Source organism: Streptomyces globisporus C-1027, from assembly GCF_000261345.2.
Classification (GTDB): domain Bacteria; phylum Actinomycetota; class Actinomycetes; order Streptomycetales; family Streptomycetaceae; genus Streptomyces; species Streptomyces pakalii.
Genome location: NZ_CP013738.1, coordinates 6,944,995 through 6,961,051, shown reverse-complemented (window position 1 = coordinate 6,961,051; position 16,057 = coordinate 6,944,995). Strand labels below are relative to the sequence as shown.

14 protein-coding genes and 1 pseudogene are annotated in these 16,057 nt (G+C 72.3%); 7 read left to right on the top strand and 8 right to left on the bottom strand.

The genetic code is table 11. From position 1 onward, the window contains the following. Positions 1-112: 112 nt before the first annotated feature. The 3 genes from WQO_RS30705 to idi all read left to right on the top strand — a co-directional run bounded on the left by WQO_RS30705 (position 113) and on the right by idi (position 2,435). Positions 113-1,054 (top strand): cation diffusion facilitator family transporter, encoded by a 942-nt coding sequence (locus WQO_RS30705; RefSeq protein WP_058954157.1) that lies wholly within the window; start codon positions 113-115, stop codon positions 1,052-1,054. A gap of 115 nt (positions 1,055-1,169) precedes the next feature. Further along, on the top strand, positions 1,170-1,694 hold the full coding sequence (locus WQO_RS30700) for a GNAT family N-acetyltransferase (RefSeq protein WP_010058032.1): 525 nt from the start codon (positions 1,170-1,172) through the stop codon (positions 1,692-1,694). Positions 1,695-1,841: 147 nt separating this feature from the next. Continuing rightward, positions 1,842-2,435, top strand: a complete 594-nt coding sequence (idi, locus tag WQO_RS30695; RefSeq protein WP_010058034.1) for an isopentenyl-diphosphate Delta-isomerase — start codon at positions 1,842-1,844, stop codon at positions 2,433-2,435. Positions 2,436-2,486: 51 nt separating this feature from the next. Here idi and WQO_RS30690 read toward each other — a convergent pair whose 3' ends face one another. Further along, on the bottom strand, positions 2,487-2,942 hold the full coding sequence (locus WQO_RS30690; RefSeq protein WP_029182052.1) for an ATP-binding protein: 456 nt from the start codon (positions 2,940-2,942) through the stop codon (positions 2,487-2,489). 145 nt (positions 2,943-3,087) lie between these two features. After that, the gene (locus WQO_RS30685; protein WP_010058037.1) at positions 3,088-3,711 is read right to left on the bottom strand and encodes an HdeD family acid-resistance protein; all 624 of its coding nucleotides are present in this window, start codon (positions 3,709-3,711) and stop codon (positions 3,088-3,090) included. An 80-nt stretch (positions 3,712-3,791) separates the two neighbouring features. On the opposite strand from WQO_RS30685, the gene WQO_RS30680 reads away from it, so the two are divergent. Further along, the gene (locus tag WQO_RS30680; RefSeq protein ID WP_010058039.1) at positions 3,792-4,556 is read left to right on the top strand and encodes an enoyl-CoA hydratase/isomerase family protein; all 765 of its coding nucleotides are present in this window, start codon (positions 3,792-3,794) and stop codon (positions 4,554-4,556) included. Between the two features lie 5 nt (positions 4,557-4,561). Here the strand turns inward: WQO_RS30680 and WQO_RS30675 are convergent, their stop codons facing one another. After that, positions 4,562-5,197, bottom strand: coding sequence for a DJ-1/PfpI family protein (locus tag WQO_RS30675; RefSeq protein WP_010058040.1), 636 nt, complete (start codon positions 5,195-5,197; stop codon positions 4,562-4,564). 29 nt (positions 5,198-5,226) lie between these two features. Then, positions 5,227-6,199: pseudogene (locus WQO_RS30670) on the bottom strand (GlxA family transcriptional regulator). Positions 6,200-6,332: 133 nt separating this feature from the next. Here WQO_RS30670 and WQO_RS30665 point away from each other — a divergent pair. Further along, positions 6,333-7,202 (top strand): SCO6745 family protein, encoded by an 870-nt coding sequence (locus WQO_RS30665; RefSeq protein WP_010058043.1) that lies wholly within the window; start codon positions 6,333-6,335, stop codon positions 7,200-7,202. Positions 7,203-7,401: 199 nt separating this feature from the next. After that, on the top strand, positions 7,402-9,840 hold the full coding sequence (locus WQO_RS30660) for a Tex family protein (RefSeq protein ID WP_010058044.1): 2,439 nt from the start codon (positions 7,402-7,404) through the stop codon (positions 9,838-9,840). Between the two features lie 214 nt (positions 9,841-10,054). Here the strand turns inward: WQO_RS30660 and WQO_RS30655 are convergent, their stop codons facing one another. From WQO_RS30655 to WQO_RS30640, 4 genes are all read right to left on the bottom strand, one after another. Beyond that, on the bottom strand, positions 10,055-10,822 hold the full coding sequence (locus WQO_RS30655) for a class I SAM-dependent methyltransferase (protein ID WP_029182053.1): 768 nt from the start codon (positions 10,820-10,822) through the stop codon (positions 10,055-10,057). Positions 10,823-10,856: 34 nt separating this feature from the next. Then, positions 10,857-12,494, bottom strand: a complete 1,638-nt coding sequence (locus tag WQO_RS30650; protein WP_010058046.1) for an ABC-F family ATP-binding cassette domain-containing protein — start codon at positions 12,492-12,494, stop codon at positions 10,857-10,859. A gap of 239 nt (positions 12,495-12,733) precedes the next feature. After that, positions 12,734-13,468 carry a carbonic anhydrase gene (locus tag WQO_RS30645; RefSeq protein ID WP_010058047.1) on the bottom strand — a complete coding sequence of 245 codons (735 nt, stop codon included), beginning with the start codon at positions 13,466-13,468 and terminating at the stop codon, positions 12,734-12,736. A 156-nt stretch (positions 13,469-13,624) separates the two neighbouring features. Continuing rightward, entirely contained in the window at positions 13,625-14,821 is a 1,197-nt protein-coding gene (locus WQO_RS30640; protein ID WP_010058048.1) for a glycoside hydrolase family 64 protein, read from the bottom strand. Positions 14,822-15,066: 245 nt separating this feature from the next. On the opposite strand from WQO_RS30640, the gene WQO_RS30635 reads away from it, so the two are divergent. Then, complete coding sequence (locus WQO_RS30635; RefSeq protein ID WP_032747886.1) at positions 15,067-16,005, top strand: FAD-dependent oxidoreductase; 939 nt, start codon at positions 15,067-15,069, stop codon at positions 16,003-16,005. The last annotated feature ends 52 nt before the right edge of the window (positions 16,006-16,057 follow it).

Sequence of the window (16,057 nt, the reverse complement as noted above, 5' to 3'; positions counted from 1 at the left end):
ATGACAACGGTGTTCAGTCCCGTGTTGCCCGATACCCCCCACCCGTAGTTCACTGGGCCTGACCGGGGGCGGTTTCGCTCCGGCACGTCCTACGGACCTGGAGGCGTTTCGCATGGGGGCTGGCCACGATCACGGGCATACGCACGGCGGGCCGCCCCCGACGGGAACGGCGGCCGCCGCGTACCGGGGAAGGCTCCGGATCGCCCTGGGGATCACCCTGAGCGTGATGGTCATGGAGATCGTCGGCGGGGTGCTCTCCGACTCGCTCGCGCTGATCGCCGACGCCGCCCATATGGCCACCGATGCCCTGGGGCTCGGGATGGCACTGCTCGCCATCCACTTCGCCAACCGCCCTGCCGTCCCGAACCGCACCTTCGGCTTCGCCCGCGCGGAGATCCTGGCCGCGCTCGCCAACTGTCTGCTGCTGCTCGGCGTGGGTGCCTATCTGATCTACGAGGCGGTGGAGCGGTTCATCACCCCCGCCGACACGAAGGGCGGGCTCGCCATCGCGTTCGCCGCGGTCGGCCTGGTGGCCAACGTCGTCTCTCTCTCGCTGCTGATGCGCGGGCAGAAGGAGAGCCTGAACGTGCGGGGCGCCTACCTGGAGGTGATGGCCGACACCCTGGGCTCGATCGCCGTGATCGTCTCGGCCGGGATCATCATGGCGACCGGCTGGCAGGCCGCCGACCCGATCGCCTCGCTGGTGATCGGCCTGATGATCGTCCCCCGGACGGTGAAGCTGCTGCGGGAGACCCTGAACGTGCTGCTGGAGGCCGCGCCCAAGGGGGTGGACATGGCGGAGGTACGGGCCCACATCACCGCCCTGCCCGGGGTGCTGGACGTCCATGACCTGCACGCCTGGACGATCACCTCGGGGATGCCGGTGCTCTCCGCCCATGTGGTGGTGCGCCAGGAAATGCTCGACTCGATAGGGCACGAGAAGGTGCTGCACGAGCTGCAGGGCTGCCTGGGAGACCACTTCGACGTGGAACACTGCACCTTCCAGCTGGAGCCGAGCGGTCATGCGGAGCACGAGGCCCGTCTCTGCCACTGAGCGAGGGGCGGGGGTGCCGCACCCGCCGGCTCCTTCCCCACCTCCCGGGCCTCCGGGCCAGGTCCGCTTCTCCCCCGGATCGGGCTCGGAGCCCTCTCACACAAGGGTTTTCACGTTGACCGACCACACCGACCCCAGGTGGACCACCCGTCCGGAGACCCCGGCGGACCGTGCGGCCGTGCACGGCGTCAACGCGGCAGCGTTCCCCACCCGGGACGAGGCGGACCTCGTGGACGCTCTGCGGGCCGACCCCGAGGCGTGGCTGCCGGAGCTGGGTTACGTCGCCGAGGCCCCGGACGGGTCCCTCGCGGCGTACGCGCTGCTGACCCGCTGCCGGGTCGACGACGCCCCGGCGCTCGCCCTGGCCCCGGTGGCCACGGTCCCCGCCTACCAGCGGCAGGGTGCGGGGCTGGCCGTGGTGCGGGCGGTGCTGGACACCGCCCGGGTGCGAGGTGAGGCCCTGGTGCTGGTGCTCGGACATCCCGAGTACTACCCGCGCTTCGGTTTCGGTCCGGCCTCGCGCTACGGGATCCGGCCAGGTTTCGAGGTGCCGGACGAGGCGATGATGGCCCTGGTGCTGGACGATTCGGTTCCTGTTCCGGCGGGCCTGATCCGTTATCCCGCGGCCTTCGGCGTCTGACGGCCCGTCCGTCCCGTCGCCCTCGCCGGGCGTGGCGGGCCGGACATGCCCGGCCCCGGAGTGCGGACAAGCGGCTTTTGTACGGCAGACTTGACCGGACTCCAGGGGCCCGGCGCACGAGGCCGGGGACCAAAGCGAAGGATGGGTATGCCGACCACACCAGCCACCGCGACGCACAGCTCGTCGAACGGCACCGCCGAACCGATCATGCTCGAACTGGTCGACGAGAACGGCACCACCATCGGCACCGCGGAGAAGCTGGCGGCCCATCAGGCCCCCGGGCAGCTGCACCGCGCGTTCTCCGTGTTCCTCTTCGACGAGCAGGGGCGGCTGCTGCTGCAGCGCCGGGCGCTCGGCAAGTACCACTCCCCCGGCGTCTGGTCGAACACCTGCTGCGGACACCCCTACCCGGGTGAGTCCCCGTTCGCGGCCGCCGCCCGGCGTACGTACGAGGAGCTGGGCATCTCGCCGTCACTGCTGGCCGAGGCGGGCACCGTGCGCTACAACCACCCGGACCCGGCGTCGGGCCTGGTCGAGCAGGAGTTCAACCACCTGTTCGTGGGAATGGCGCAGGCGGCGCTGAAGCCGGACCCCGAGGAGGTCGGTGAGACCGCTTTCGTGACGGCGGCCGAGCTGGAGAAGCGGCACGCCGACGGGCCGTTCTCGGCGTGGTTCATGACGGTGCTGGACGCGGCGCGGCCGGCGATCCGTGAGCTGACGGGGCCCTCCGCGGGCTGGTGATCCTTCGCCCGGTCGCGTACGGGGGCGGCCGGACGGTCGTGTACGGGGCGGTCAGAGCTGCGTCTTCAACGGCAGCGCCGCCCAGATGATCTTCCCGCCGCTCGCGGTGTGCTCGACGTCGCAGGTACCGCCCGCCTCCGCGGTGACCACCTTGACCAGCAGCAGGCCCCGGCCGCCGGTCTGCGCGTAGTCCGTCTCCAGGGCGGTCGGGCGGTAGGGGTGGTTGTCCTCGACCGAGACTCTGACCCAGTCGGCGCCGATGGCCACCTCGACGGCCAGCTCGGGCGAGAGCAGCGCCGCGTGCTTGACGGCGTTGGTGACCAGCTCCGAGACGATCAGCAGAAGCCCCTGGAGGATGTCGTCCTCGATCGGCACGCCCTGCCGGCCGAGCAGATCGCGTACGGCGTGCCGGGCGCTGGGCACGGACGCCTCCACGGCGGGGGCGGTGAAGCGCCACACCCCCTCGTACGACACGGGGTCGGCAGGGGCACTCCCGAGGCTCTCCATCGTCCGGCACCAGCTCTCACTCGCACTGCACTGACCGTCGAGTAAAGAGTGCGGGAATGGCTTGGTCCGGACCGTGCCACTGACCGGAAGTAGCCAGGTATCGGCGCTATATGACCAAACCTGTAGGTCTCTGACGGCCAGGTGATTACTTCTGCTCGTCTTCTGCCGTCGTGATCGGCTCGTCCGCGGTCGGGACCGTTTCATCGAGCCGCTCCGAGACCATGCTGACGATACGGCGGCCGCCGATGCCGATGGCGATCAGGCCGAGTCCGTCGAACAGCAGGGCCAGCGAGAAGAAGCAGCCGAGCACGTACAGGCTGCTGTGCGGCCAGTCGAACAGCACCAGCAGTCCCAGCAGCAGGCCGAAGGCCCCTTGCAGCAGCGTCCACCCCATCTGCGGGCCGCGTACCACGACGCTGCCGACGAGGCGGAACACCCCGCCGGTCAGGAAGAGCAGGGCGGCGAACATGGTCAGCGCCTCGGCCGTGCCCTCGGGGTGCTTGATGACGACGACGCCCGCGGCGATGTTGAGGGCCGCGACCACCACTCCCAGCCAGAAGTAGCTCGTGCCCCGCGACTCGATCGCGTGCAGCAGCCCGACCAGACCGCCGACGAGCAGCAGCCAGCCGAAGAGCAGCATCGAGGTGAGGGTGGCCACGCCGGTGTAGATGAGCCCGATGATGCCCGCGATCACCAGCAGCGTGCCGAGCAGCACCAGCCAGCCGAAACTGCGGCTGAGCTTCCTGCCCTCGGTGGTGGGTCCGTTCATCGACAGCTCCTCACGGTGCGTGCCTGCCTGGCGACCCCTTCTTGATCATAGGTTCGAACCGTGGGGATAGCATCCGGCGCATGGACCGTACGGAACCCCGGCTGATCACGTCCGTCGAGCGCGGCGTCGCCACCGTCGTGATCACCAACCCCGCCAAGCGGAACGCGATGACCACCGCGATGTGGCGGAGCCTGCCGGAGCTGCTGGAGCGACTGGCCGCCGATCCGGAGGTCCGGGCGCTGGTGCTGACCGGGGCCGGGGACACCTTCTGTGCCGGGGCCGACATCTCCACGCTGCGGGAGAGCGCGGGCACCGCCCAGGGCCTGGCGGTGGAGGCCGAGGAGGCGCTCGCCGCGTTCCCCCGGCCGACGCTGGCGGCGGTACGCGGCTACTGCGTGGGCGGCGGCGGTCAGCTCGCGGCCGCCTGCGATCTGCGGTTCGCGGAGGAGGGGGCCTCCTTCGGAGTCACCCCGGCCAAGCTCGGCATCGTCTACCCGGCGTCCTCGACCCGGCGTCTTGTCGCCCTCGTCGGCCCGGGGACGGCGAAGCACCTGCTGTTCTCCGGCGAGCTGATCGACACGGAACGGGCACTGCGCACGAGCCTGGTCGACGAGGTGCTGCCGCCCGGCGGCCTGGACGAGCGGGTGGAGGAGTACGTACGGGTGCTGGCGTCCCGGTCGCAGCTGACCCAGGCATCGGCGAAGGAGTTCGCCGCGGGCCGGACGGACCGGGACGCCCACTGGGCCGCCGAGGCGCGCGGCAGTACGGACACGGCGGAGGGCGTCGCCGCCTTCCTGGAGCGGCGCGCACCCCGCTTCACCTACACCACGGCGCCCGCCCGCTGAGGCCCTTACCTGGGGGTGTGGCGGCTCCTGGTCCGCCACTCCTCGACGAGCGCCGCGGGGGCCTTCTCCGGCGAGCCGCAGTCGTAGGGCGGCTGCGGGTCGTACTCCGTGAGCAGCTGGACCGAGCGCGCCGTGTCGTCGCCCGCGATCCGGCCGAGCAGGGTCAGCCCCATGTCGATGCCGGAGGAGACCCCGGCGGCGGTGACGTACTTGCCGTCGAGGACGACACGCTCCCCCGTGGGCTCGGCGCCGAACTCCTTCAGCAGCTCCAGCGCCAGCCAGTGGGAGGTGGCCCGCCGCCCCTCCAGGAGGCCGGCCGCCGCCAGCAGGAGCGAGCCGGTGCAGACCGAGGTGGTCCAGGTGGTGGTGGCGTCGACCGCGCGCAGCCAGCCGAGCAGGGCCTCGTTCTCCATCTGGTCGCTCTGGCCGGGGCCGCCCGGCACGATCACCAGGTCGGGCGAGGTCACCTCGGCGAGGGTCTTCTCCGCGACGAGCCCGAGGCTCCCGCTGTCGTTGCGGACGGGTCCGGTCCGCTCGGCGACGAAGACGGTCTCGGCCCCGGGCGCCCGGCTGAGGATCTCGTAGGGGCCCACCGCGTCCAGGGCGGTGAAGCGGTCGAAGAGCACGATGGCGATCTGCACGGTTGCTGCCTTTCGGTGGACGGGTCGGGTCAGACAGTGGTGGTACCGGGCATCGGTGTACGGAAGCGGCGGCGGTACTCCCCCGGGTGCCGTGGCGAGGGCCTTCACGAAGGCGCGGCGCATGGCTTCCGGTGTCCCGTAGCCGCTGGCACCGGCGATCCGCTCGACCGAGTCGGAGGTGTCCTCCAGGAGCCTGCGCGCGTGCTCCAGGCGTACGCGGTCCACGTACCGCCCCGGTGTCGTCCCGGTCTCCTCCTGGAACGCGCGGGCGAAGTGCCGGGGCGAGAGGCGGGCTCGGGCCGCGAGGGCGTCGACCGCGAGGTCCGCGTCCGGGTGCTGGGTGATCCAGTGCTGGACCGCACGCAGCGGTTCGCGCTGCGCCGTCTGCGCGCTGAGCTGGGCGCTGAACTGGGCCTGACTGCCCGGACGGCGCAGGAAGACGACGAGGTGGCGGGCGATGGTCAGCGCGAGGTCCCGGCCGTGGTCCTCCTCCACCAGCGCGAGCGCCAGGTCGATACCGGCGGTGACGCCCGCCGAGGTGGCCAGGTGTCCGTCCCGTACGAAGATCGGGTCGGGGTCGACATGGACGGCCGGATGGTCGCGCGCGAGCTGTTCGCAGTAGTTCCAGTGGGTCGTCACGCGGTGGCCGTCCAGGAGGCCCGCACGGGCCAGCAGCAGAGCCCCGGTGCACACGGAGACCAGCCGCTCCGCCTGCCCGGCGCGGGCCCGCAGCCAGGCGGTCAGCTCCGGCCGGGAGTCCCGGGTGCCGGAGCCGCCGGGGACCAGCAGCGTGTGCGGTACGGGTGCCTCGGCCAGGCTGCTGTCGGGGACCAGGGTCAGTCCCCCGCTCGTGCGGACGGGGCCGCCGTCGAGCGAGGCGGTGCGCAGATCGTAGGCGACGCCCGGCGCTCGGGAGGCTCCGGCGAAGACCTCCATCGGACCGGTCACGTCGAGGCTCTGGACACCGTCGAAGAGGACGGCGAGCACGGTTCGCTGGGTCACGCCTGTCATCCTGGGCGGCAGTCGGCGATGGCCGCAATGACGAGGAACCCACCTTTTCTGCCATGACGCGGGCTGCCGTGTTCCGTGGTGCCCCGGGGTTCACGGCGTACCGACCAGTCGGTAACGTGCAGGTATGAGTACTCTCCCGGCCCGCGCGGAGCGCCGCTGCCACAACGCCGTCAACCCGCTGCACTCCTGCCTCTTCTTCTCCCCCGACCTGGGTGCGGAGATGGCGAAGATCGGCATCGAGGATCCCTCCGCCGCCTACTTCGCGACCCGTGCCGCCGCGTTCGGCGCCGTGGGCGCGGGGACCGTCAGCGCCACCTTCTACAACTTCAACCCCGTGCTGGTGGCCCGCCATGTGCCGGCCGTCTGGGAGACCGCCTCCCCCGAGGTGGTCCTCGAAGCCCGGCTGCGTGCGGCGGACTCGACGCTGCGGCGGCTGCTCGGCGAGGAGATCATCGCCTCCGACGAAATGGCGGAGGCGGCCCGCCTCGCGCTGCGCGCAACCGAGGCCTGCACCCCGCACGCCCGCCCGCTGTACGCCGCGCACGCGGATCTGCCGGTGCCCGAGGAGCCGCACCTGGCGTTCTGGCACGCCGCGACCCTGCTCCGTGAGCACCGGGGCGACGCCCATCTCGCCGCCCTCCTCGCGGCCGGCCTCGACCCGCTGGAGTCGCTCGTCAGCCACACGGCCACCGGCAAGGGCATGGCGATCCGCTGGATCCTGTCCTCCCGGGGCTGGCGGCGCACCGACTGGGAGGCGGCGTCCCAGCGGCTGCGGGAGCGCGGACTGCTGGAAGCGGGCGAGGAACTGGCACTGACCGAGGCCGGCACCGCGCTGCGCGCCGAGGTCGAGGAGGCGACGGACCGGATGGACACCGCCCCGTACGAGCACCTGGGCGCGGAAGACGTGGAGCGGCTCACCGAACTCGCTCGCAACCTCCTCTTCACGGCCGCGGCTGCGGGCGCGTTCCCGGCCTCGGCGACCGGCCGGGGCTGACCCGGGCCGGCCCCGGCACCGCCCGGGACCCCGCGCACCGCGTCGGGGCTCCCGGGCGTGTTGCCCGAGGTCACGCGACACGGCCCCCGGCCACGCGGCACAATGCAGGCCGGGGGATGCCCCCGGCAAGCAACAACGTGCTCATCACGACCCGAGCACGGCCAGCACAGCCAGTACGAGAAGGCGAGTCGGGAAAACCGTGACGACGTCCATCGAAGGCAGGATCGCCGAGGAGCTCGGCGTACGGGAGCGACAGGTCAGGGCGGCGGTCGAGCTGCTCGACGGCGGATCGACCGTGCCGTTCATCGCGCGCTACCGCAAGGAGGCGACCGAATCCCTCGACGATGCGCAACTGCGCACGCTGGAGGAACGGCTGCGCTATCTGCGGGAGCTGGAGGAGCGGCGTACGGCGATCCTCGATTCCGTACGCGAACAGGGCAAGCTCGACGCGGCGTTGGAGGCGAGCATCCGGGCGGCCGAGACCAAGGCGCGCCTGGAGGACATCTACCTGCCGTTCAAGCCCAAGCGGCGCACCAAGGCGCAGATCGCCCGGGAGGCGGGGCTCGAACCGCTGGCGGACGGCCTGCTCGGGGACCCGTCGGTCGATCCGCTCGCCGCTGCCGCCGCGTTCGTGGACGGCGACAAGGGGGTGGCGGACGCGGCTGCCGCTCTGGAGGGTGCCCGGGCGATCCTCACCGAGCGGTTCTCCGAGGACGCCGACCTGACCGGCGAGCTGCGTGAGCGCATGTGGACGCGCGGCCGGCTGGCGGCGAAGGTGCGCGACGGCCAGGAGGAGGGGGGTGCGAAGTTCGCCGACTACTTCGACTTCGCGGAGCCCTTCACCGCGCTGCCCTCGCACCGGGTGCTGGCGATGCTGCGCGGCGAGAAGGAGAACGTGCTCGACCTGGTCCTGGAGCCGGAGGAGCCGGAGGCCGCCGAGCGGCCGGGCCCGTCCGCGTACGAGAACATGATCGCCCGCCGCTTCGAGATCGCCGACCGGGGCCGCCCGGGCGACAAGTGGCTGGGCGACACGGTGCGTTGGGCCTGGCGGACCCGGATCCAGGTGCACCTGGGCATCGACCTGCGGCTTCGGCTGCGTACGGCGGCGGAGGACGAGGCGGTCCGGGTCTTCGCCTCGAACCTGCGTGATCTGCTGCTCGCCGCCCCGGCCGGGACGCGGGCCACGCTGGGCCTGGACCCCGGATTCCGTACGGGGGTGAAGGTCGCGGTCGTCGACGCCACCGGCAAGGTGGTGGCCACCGATGTGATCCACCCGCACGTGCCCGCCAACAAGTGGGACCAGGCGCTGGCGAAGCTCGCGCACCTCGCGAAGGAGCACGCGGTCGACCTGATCGCGATCGGCAACGGCACGGCGTCCCGCGAGACGGACAAGCTCGCCGGCGAACTGATCGACAAGCACCCGGAGTTGAAGCTCACCAAGGTGATGGTGTCGGAGGCGGGCGCCTCGGTGTACTCCGCCTCCGCGTTCGCCTCGCAGGAACTGCCCGACATGGACGTGTCGTTGCGCGGAGCGGTGTCCATCGCGCGGCGGCTCCAGGACCCGCTGGCCGAGCTGGTGAAGATCGACCCGAAGTCGATCGGCGTCGGGCAGTACCAGCACGACCTGTCGGAGGTGAAGCTCTCGCGCTCGCTGGACGCGGTCGTCGAGGACTGTGTCAACGGCGTCGGCGTGGACGTCAACACCGCCTCCGCACCGCTGCTTTCGCGGGTCTCGGGGATCAGCTCGGGGCTCGCCGAGAACATCGTGACGCACCGCGACGCCAACGGCCCCTTCCGCTCCCGCAAGGCGCTCAAGGACGTGGCGCGCCTCGGCCCGAAGGCGTACGAGCAGTGCGCGGGCTTCCTGCGCATCCGCGGTGGCGACGACCCGCTGGACGGCTCCAGTGTGCACCCGGAGGCGTACCCCGTGGTGCGACGGATGGGGGAAACGGCGGGTGGCGAGGTCGCCTCGCTGATCGGTAACACGGACGCCCTGCGTGCCCTGCGCGCGGCGGACTTCGTGGACGACATGTTCGGTCTGCCGACCGTGACGGACATCCTGAAGGAGCTGGAGAAGCCGGGGCGCGACCCCCGGCCCGCGTTCCGTACGGCGACTTTCAAGGAAGGCGTCGAGAAGCTCGGCGACCTGGAGCCCGGCATGGTGCTGGAGGGTGTCGTGACGAACGTCGCGGCGTTCGGCGCGTTCGTGGACATCGGCGTCCACCAGGACGGGCTGGTGCATGTGTCGGCGCTGTCGAAGACGTTCGTGAAGGACCCGCGCGACGTGGTGAAGCCCGGGGACATCGTGAAGGTCAAGGTCATGGACGTCGACGTGCCGCGCAAGCGGATCTCGCTGACGCTGCGCCTCGACGACGAGCCCGGCGCGGGCGGCGGCTCCGGCGGTGGTCAGCAGGGCCGCGGCGAGCGGGGCGGCCGTCCCCCCAAGCAGCGTCAGGGCCAGGGTCAGTCGTCCGGTGGCGGCCAGGGCCGTCAGGGCGGCGGTGGCCGGAACCGGCGCGGCGGCGGATCGCGGCAGGGCGGCCAGGGCGCTCCGGCTCCGGCCAACAGCGCGATGGCGGACGCGCTGCGGCGGGCCGGGCTGGCGGACCCGAAGCAGGGCGGCGGCCGGGGGCGCTGAGCCCGATGACCTCCGCCCACGGGGACCATCGGCAGGGCTGTCGGCGCCGGGACGGGCCGCGGTCGGTGATGGTCCGGTCGTGGGCGTGGTGACGCGGTGCCCGTCCTCGCGGCGGTTCTTGCGCTCGGCAAGGGCCGCCGCGACACCGTGGATGCTGCCTACCGGCGGCGCGGGCAGCTGGCGGTGCGCGGCGAGGCGGACGGTCGCCGGCGCCCTACGGCTCGTGGCGCCGGCGCGCGAGGTGGAGCGTGATGTCGGCTTCCATCTCGACCACCTCGGGCAGCACCCGCCCGATCCGCCTGAACAGCTCTTCGCGTTGCGCGGGGGCCAGCACGAGATAGGCCGAGATCGTGGAGAGGTGGCCGAGGTAGTCGCTCGCGCTCAGCGCATAGCGCCGTTCGATGACCGACTGCCGCACGTCGGTGAACCACGGGGCCTGCTGGAGTTCGGTCCCCGGCCACTGCATGGCGTGTTCCGGGGGCGTTCCGTCGGGGGACGGGATCCCGTCGCTGTCGAGGAACGGCGCCCGCACCGTGCGTACGGCTTCCCCGACAGCCGGGTCGGCCGGTCGCAGAGGCCCGCCGAACGAGGCGAAGACGCCCTCGGGCCGCACCAGTTCGGCCATGCGTGACCACCTGCCCTCCGGCTGGGTCCAGTGCAGCGAGGCCGCCGCGTAGACGAGCCCGTACGTCTCGTCCGGCCGCAGCTCCTCGAACGCGGCCTGCTCCGTGCGGACGCCCGGCGGCACGTGCGTGCGCAGCTCGGCGAGCATGACCGCGTCGGGGTCCGTGGCGGTGACCGAGGCCACCTGCTGGGCGAACAGACGCGTCGCCTTGCCCGTTCCCGCGCCGATCTCCAGAGCGGTGTCGACCGGGTGACCCGCGAAGGCCATCACCCGGTCGAGGAGCACCTGCGGATATCCGGGCCGAAACCGCTCGTACGCTTCCGCTATTGCTCCGAAACTCACTGCGCGACGGGACATACCGGCAAGCCTGGCATCAGCTCCCCGATCCCGTTCAGACTTCCTTGATCTGGCCGTCCGCCACTTCGACGCGGCGCGTGGTGCGGACCGCCTCCAGCATCCTGCGGTCGTGCGTGACCAGCAGCAGGGTGCCCGTGTACGTCTCCAAGGCCGCCTCCAACTGCTCGATGGCGGGCAGGTCCAGGTGGTTCGTCGGCTCGTCGAGCACCAGGAGGTTCACACCCCGGCCCTGGAGCAGGGCGAGGGCCGCGCGGGTGCGCTCCCCGGGGGAGAGGCTGGTGGCCGGGCGCGTCACATGGTCGGCGCGCAGGCCGAACTTGGCGAGCAAGGTGCGGACTTCGGCCGGTTCCGTGTCGGGCACGGCCGCGCAGAACGCGTCCAGCAGCGACTGCGCCCCGAGGAACAGTCTGCGGGCCTGGTCGACCTCACCGACCACGACCCCCGAACCGAGCGCGGCGTTGCCGGAGTCCAGCGGCAGCCGCTCCAACAGGGCGGCCAGCAAAGTGGACTTGCCCGCGCCGTTGGCCCCGGTGATGGCGACCCGGTCCGCCCAGTCGATCTGGAGCGAGGCGGGGCCGAAGGTGAAGCCGCCGCGCACGACGCGGGCTTCGCGCAGGGTGGCGACGACCGATCCGGAGCGCGGGGCGGAGGCGATCTCCATCCGCAGCTCCCACTCCTTGCGGGGCTCCTCGACCACGTCGAGGCGTTCGATCATGCGCTGGGTCTGGCGGGCCTTCGCGGCCTGCTTCTCGCTGGCCTCGCTGCGGGCGTTGCGGCCGAGCTTGTCGCCGTCGGTGGCCTTGCGGCGGGCGTTCTTGACGCCCTTGTCCATCCAGGAGCGCTGCATGTGGCCGCGCGCTTCGAGGGATGCCTTCTTGTCGGCGTACTCCTCATAGCCCTCGCGGGCGTGCCGGCGGGCGGTCTCGCGCTCCTCCAGGTAGGCGGCGTAGCCACCGCCGTACAGGTTGATCTGCTGCTGGGCGAGGTCCAGCTCCAGCACCTTCGTGACCGTGCGCATCAGGAACTCACGGTCGTGGCTGATGACGACGGTGCCCGCGCGCAGGCCGGCGACGAAGCGCTCCAGGCGCTCCAGCCCGTCCAGGTCGAGGTCGTTGGTGGGCTCGTCGAGCAGGAAGACGTCGTAGCGGGAGAGGAGAAGCGACGCGAGTCCGGCGCGGGCCGCCTGGCCGCCGGAGAGCGCGGTCATGGGCCGGTCGAGGCCCACGGTCAGGCCCAGCTCCGCGGCGACCTGCTCGGCCCGCTCCTCCAGGTCCGCGCCGCCGAGGGCGAGCCAGCGCTCCAGGGCGTCGGAGTACGCGTCGTCCGCGCCCGGGGCTCCCGCGACCAGGGCCTCCGTCGCCTCGTCCATGACGCGCTGGGCGTCGGCGACACCGGTGCGGCGGGCCAGGAACGCGGCCACGGTCTCGCCGTCCCGGCGCTCGGGCTCCTGCGGGAGGTGGCCGACGGTGGCGGTGGGCGGGGAGAGCCGCAGCTCCCCCTCCTCCGGCCGGTCGAGCCCGGCGAGCAGACGGAGCAGGGAGGACTTGCCCGCCCCGTTGACTCCGACGAGACCGATCACGTCACCGGGGGCGACGACGAGGTCGAGCCCGGCGAAGAGCGTGCGGTCGCCGTGTCCGGCGGCGAGGTCCTTGGCGACGAGGGTGGCAGTCATCAGGGTGCCGATCCTAGTCGCCGGTGCCCGATGCCCCGGCCGGGCGATGCCCCGTCGGCCGATGCCCACGGCGGGCGGGCGATGCCCACGGCGGCCCGGACCCGTCGGTCGGCGCGGCAGCCCCGTCGGTCGGCGCGGAGACCAGGAGCCCCGGGGTCGGTGGCCCGGGAGCCCGGGGTCGGTGGCCCGGGAGCCCGGGGTCCGGTGGCCCGGGAGCCCGGGAGCCCGGGCCCCCGGCGTCAGGCCACCCGGTGGACCAGCTGGGTGCTCAGTTCGTACCGCGCCCCCACGATCGCCAGCTCCCCCGCCGCCACCTTCGCCGCGAGATCGGCCTCGCGCGCCAGCCGGGAGCGGACCAGCCGGACCTGGGCGCTGACCGTGGCGTCCACCTTGGCGTCGCCGTGCTGCCCGTGCACGATCGCGGGCCTGATCTGGTCGGCCACGTACTGGATGTGCGCGGGCAGGCTCTCCCCGGTCTCCTCCGCGTGGACCGCGGCGGCGACCGCGCCGCACGACTGGTGTCCCAGGACCACGACCAGCGGGATGCCGAGTTCGAGGACGCCGTAGGCGATGCTGCCGAGGACCGCCTCGTCCAGCACCTCGCCGGCCGAGCGGACGGTCATCAGGTCGCCGAGCCCCTGGTCGAAGACCAGCTCCGGGGGGACACGGGAGTCGATGCAGCCGAGTATCAGCGCGTACGGCGACTGGCCGGAGACCAGGGCGCTGCGCACCCCGGCGGTCTCGTGGGGATGCCGTTGGTGGAACGTACGCCAGCGGCGGTTCCCGGCCGCGAGTTCCTTCAGCGCAGCGGCCGGGGTCGCGGGCCTCGCGGCGGTCGCGGACCGGGTGCGCGGGGCGGCGCCCACGGGCGAGGAGCCCGCGGCGAGCACGCCCGCCGCCGCGGTGGCGGCGGAGGCCCGGAGCAGGGTGCGGCGCGTGGTCGGCGCCGTGCGGGGGGTTCGGGTGATTCTCACGCGCGGACGTTAACCCCCCTCACGAGTAAGGGAGTTGACGCCGGACAACCCTTGGCCAGACCTTGACCGTCTCTTGGGCGGGTGAGGACGGAGAAGGGCACACCCCGGGGGCCACCGGCCCGGTGAGCACGTCCCAGCGGGCCGGGAGCGGGACGGTCAGCTGAAACCGTCGAGCGTGATCAGCGCCCCCTGCGGATTACCGTCGTGGACGAGCGACTCATGGGCGCCCACGTCGTCGAAGGCGAAGCCGTACGCCTTGCCGTCGACCATCTGCGCGTGGATGAGGCGGGAGTAGTGGTTGGTCACGGAGTCCTTGTAGAAGTTCGCCGCGTTGTTGTCGGGGTGGTTCGTACCGTTCAGCAGGGTGGAGCGGTTGAAGCCCGCGCACAGCGTGCGGGAGATGGGGCCGCGCACCAGGTCGTTGGGGGCGTCCAGGTGCTTGTAGCAGCCGAAGACGCTGTCCGAGTCCGGCTTCTGGAACGAGGTCACGACGGCGCCGGAGCCGTTGGTGAAGTTCATGACGTTGCCGGAGACCCGGCCGTAGTACTTGGTGTTCGGCTCGTGCGCGAACGGTGTCACCGTCAGGACGGAGCTGCTGTAGCGGCTCCAGACCCGGTTGATGTAGTCGTTCATGGTCCCGGACGGCAGGCTGCCGTTCCCGACGCCGTGCCCCGGGGACAGGGCGCGCAGCACCGTCCCGTCGGACCGGGTCTGGATGAGGCCGGACCAGCCGCCGGACTGGTTCCTGAGGTTGTTGAACACCGCGTTGTAGCCGCCCGGCTTGAGCTTGCCGGTGCTCCTGACGGCGCCGCCCTGCGCCCTGACGCCGACGGAGTAGGGGGCGGAGAACATGTCGACCTGGGTGCTGTTGATCCACAGACCCGCGTCGTTGAGCGTGTACTCGGTCCAGTTGAACAGGATGTTCCTGTTCGGGTCGCTCGGGTTCTGCACGGCGGGCTGTACGAGACCTCCGGTGGTGACCTTGAAGACGAGCTTCTGACCGTACGAGAAGTAGACGCGGCCGGAGAACTTCGGCATCCGGATCGTCACCGACTGCCCGTTCCGCGGACCGGCGATCGACGCGTCCGGGGCCGGGGTGGGCGGGTTACCTCCGGCCGGCCAGGGGTGGAAGGTGCCGTTCGCGTCCGCCCAGCCCTGGCGGCCGGTGGAGAGCTCCGTTCCGAGGTTGTAGACGTAGATCTGGTCGGCGCGTCCCGAGTCGTTCTTGATGGTCAGCGGGATCGTGGCGGGTACCGCCGCCTCGGCCGGCGTCTGGCCGAGGCCGGTGGTGAGACCCAGGGCGAGGGCCAGAGTGGCGGTCAGCGCGCCGAGACTTCTTCGTAAAGCGGGCATGCTCGTTCTCCTCATCGGGCGGATGCGTGGATGGAGCGCGGGGGGCACATCACCTGAGCTTGAGAGCGCTCTCAGAATCCTGCCGGGGGCGACCGCTGTCAACGAGCCTGTCTCAACTTGTTGAACCTGCGGGGCGCTGCGCCTTGCGGCGCGGGCTGCGTCTCGCGCCCTGGCTCGGGGATTCCGGTTCCCCTGGTCCCGGGATTCCGGTTTCGGTTAGCGTCCGGGCAGCGAGGGTCGAGGGGATGGGAGTGACTGTGGTGTCGGATGTGATCGTGGTGGGCGGCGGGGTCGTCGGTCTCACCACCGCCGTGACGCTGGCGGAGCGCGGGCTGCGGGTGCGGGTCTGGTCGCGCGATCCGGCCGGGGCCACCACGTCGGCGGTGGCGGGGGCCCTGTGGTGGCCGTACCGGATCGAGCCGGCCGAGCGGGTGGGCCACTGGTCGCTGGAGACGCTGGCGGTGTACGAGGAGCTGGCCGGTGCCCCGGAGGAGACCGGCGTACGGCGAGTGCCCGGGCTGCACGGCGGGGAGCGGTTCGCGGCGCTGGGCGAGTGGGCGGCCGGGCTGAAGGACGCCGTGGAGGTGCCCGAGGGACTGCGGGTGACGCTGCCGCTGCTGGACATGCCGGTCCATCTGGAGTGGCTGGAGCGGCGGCTCGTGGCGGCGGGCGGTGCGGTGGAGCGACGGGCCGTGACGGGGTTCGGCGAGGCGGCGGCGGTGAGCCAGGTGGTGGTGAACTGCACGGGGCTCGGGGCACGTGAGCTGGTGCCCGACGCCGGGGTGCGTGCGGTGCGGGGGCAGTTGGTCGCGGTGGAGAACCCAGGGATCGAGGAGTGGTACACGGAGGCGGATCCGGCGTCGGCCGCGACGACGTACTTCTTCCCGCAGCCGGGGCGGCTGGTGCTGGGCGGTACGGCGGAGGCGGACGACCCGCGCACGGAGCCCGACCCGGACACGGCGCGGGAGATCGTGGCGCGGTGCGCGCGCATCCGGCCGGAGATCGCCGGCGCCCCGGTGCTCGGGCACCGGGTGGGGCTGCGCCCGGCGCGGGAGGCGGGGGTCCGGATCGAGGCGGAGACCCTGCCGGACGGCGGCCACCTGGTGCACAACTACGGGCACGGCGGCGCGGGCGTGACGGTGGCCTGGGGCTGCGCACGCGCGGCGGCGGCATTGGTGGGGTGACGGGGCGCGGGCACGCCCCTGGGGCCCGCCGTTGCACGGGCCGCCCCGGCCC

Excerpts from the sequence above, each read along its gene's own strand:
- WQO_RS30665 (WP_010058043.1), top strand. The coding sequence starts at position 6,333 with ATGAGTACTCTCCCGGCCCGCGCGGAGCGCCGCTGCCACAACGCCGTC.
- WQO_RS30685 (WP_010058037.1), bottom strand. The coding sequence starts at position 3,711 with ATGAACGGACCCACCACCGAGGGCAGGAAGCTCAGCCGCAGTTTCGGC.
- WQO_RS30690 (WP_029182052.1), bottom strand. The coding sequence starts at position 2,942 with ATGGAGAGCCTCGGGAGTGCCCCTGCCGACCCCGTGTCGTACGAGGGG.
- idi (WP_010058034.1), top strand. The coding sequence starts at position 1,842 with ATGCCGACCACACCAGCCACCGCGACGCACAGCTCGTCGAACGGCACC.
- WQO_RS30705 (WP_058954157.1), top strand. The coding sequence starts at position 113 with ATGGGGGCTGGCCACGATCACGGGCATACGCACGGCGGGCCGCCCCCG.
- WQO_RS30650 (WP_010058046.1), bottom strand. The coding sequence starts at position 12,494 with ATGACTGCCACCCTCGTCGCCAAGGACCTCGCCGCCGGACACGGCGAC.
- WQO_RS30635 (WP_032747886.1), top strand. The coding sequence starts at position 15,067 with ATGGGAGTGACTGTGGTGTCGGATGTGATCGTGGTGGGCGGCGGGGTC.
- WQO_RS30680 (WP_010058039.1), top strand. The coding sequence starts at position 3,792 with ATGGACCGTACGGAACCCCGGCTGATCACGTCCGTCGAGCGCGGCGTC.
- WQO_RS30655 (WP_029182053.1), bottom strand. The coding sequence starts at position 10,822 with ATGTCCCGTCGCGCAGTGAGTTTCGGAGCAATAGCGGAAGCGTACGAG.
- WQO_RS30640 (WP_010058048.1), bottom strand. The coding sequence starts at position 14,821 with ATGCCCGCTTTACGAAGAAGTCTCGGCGCGCTGACCGCCACTCTGGCC.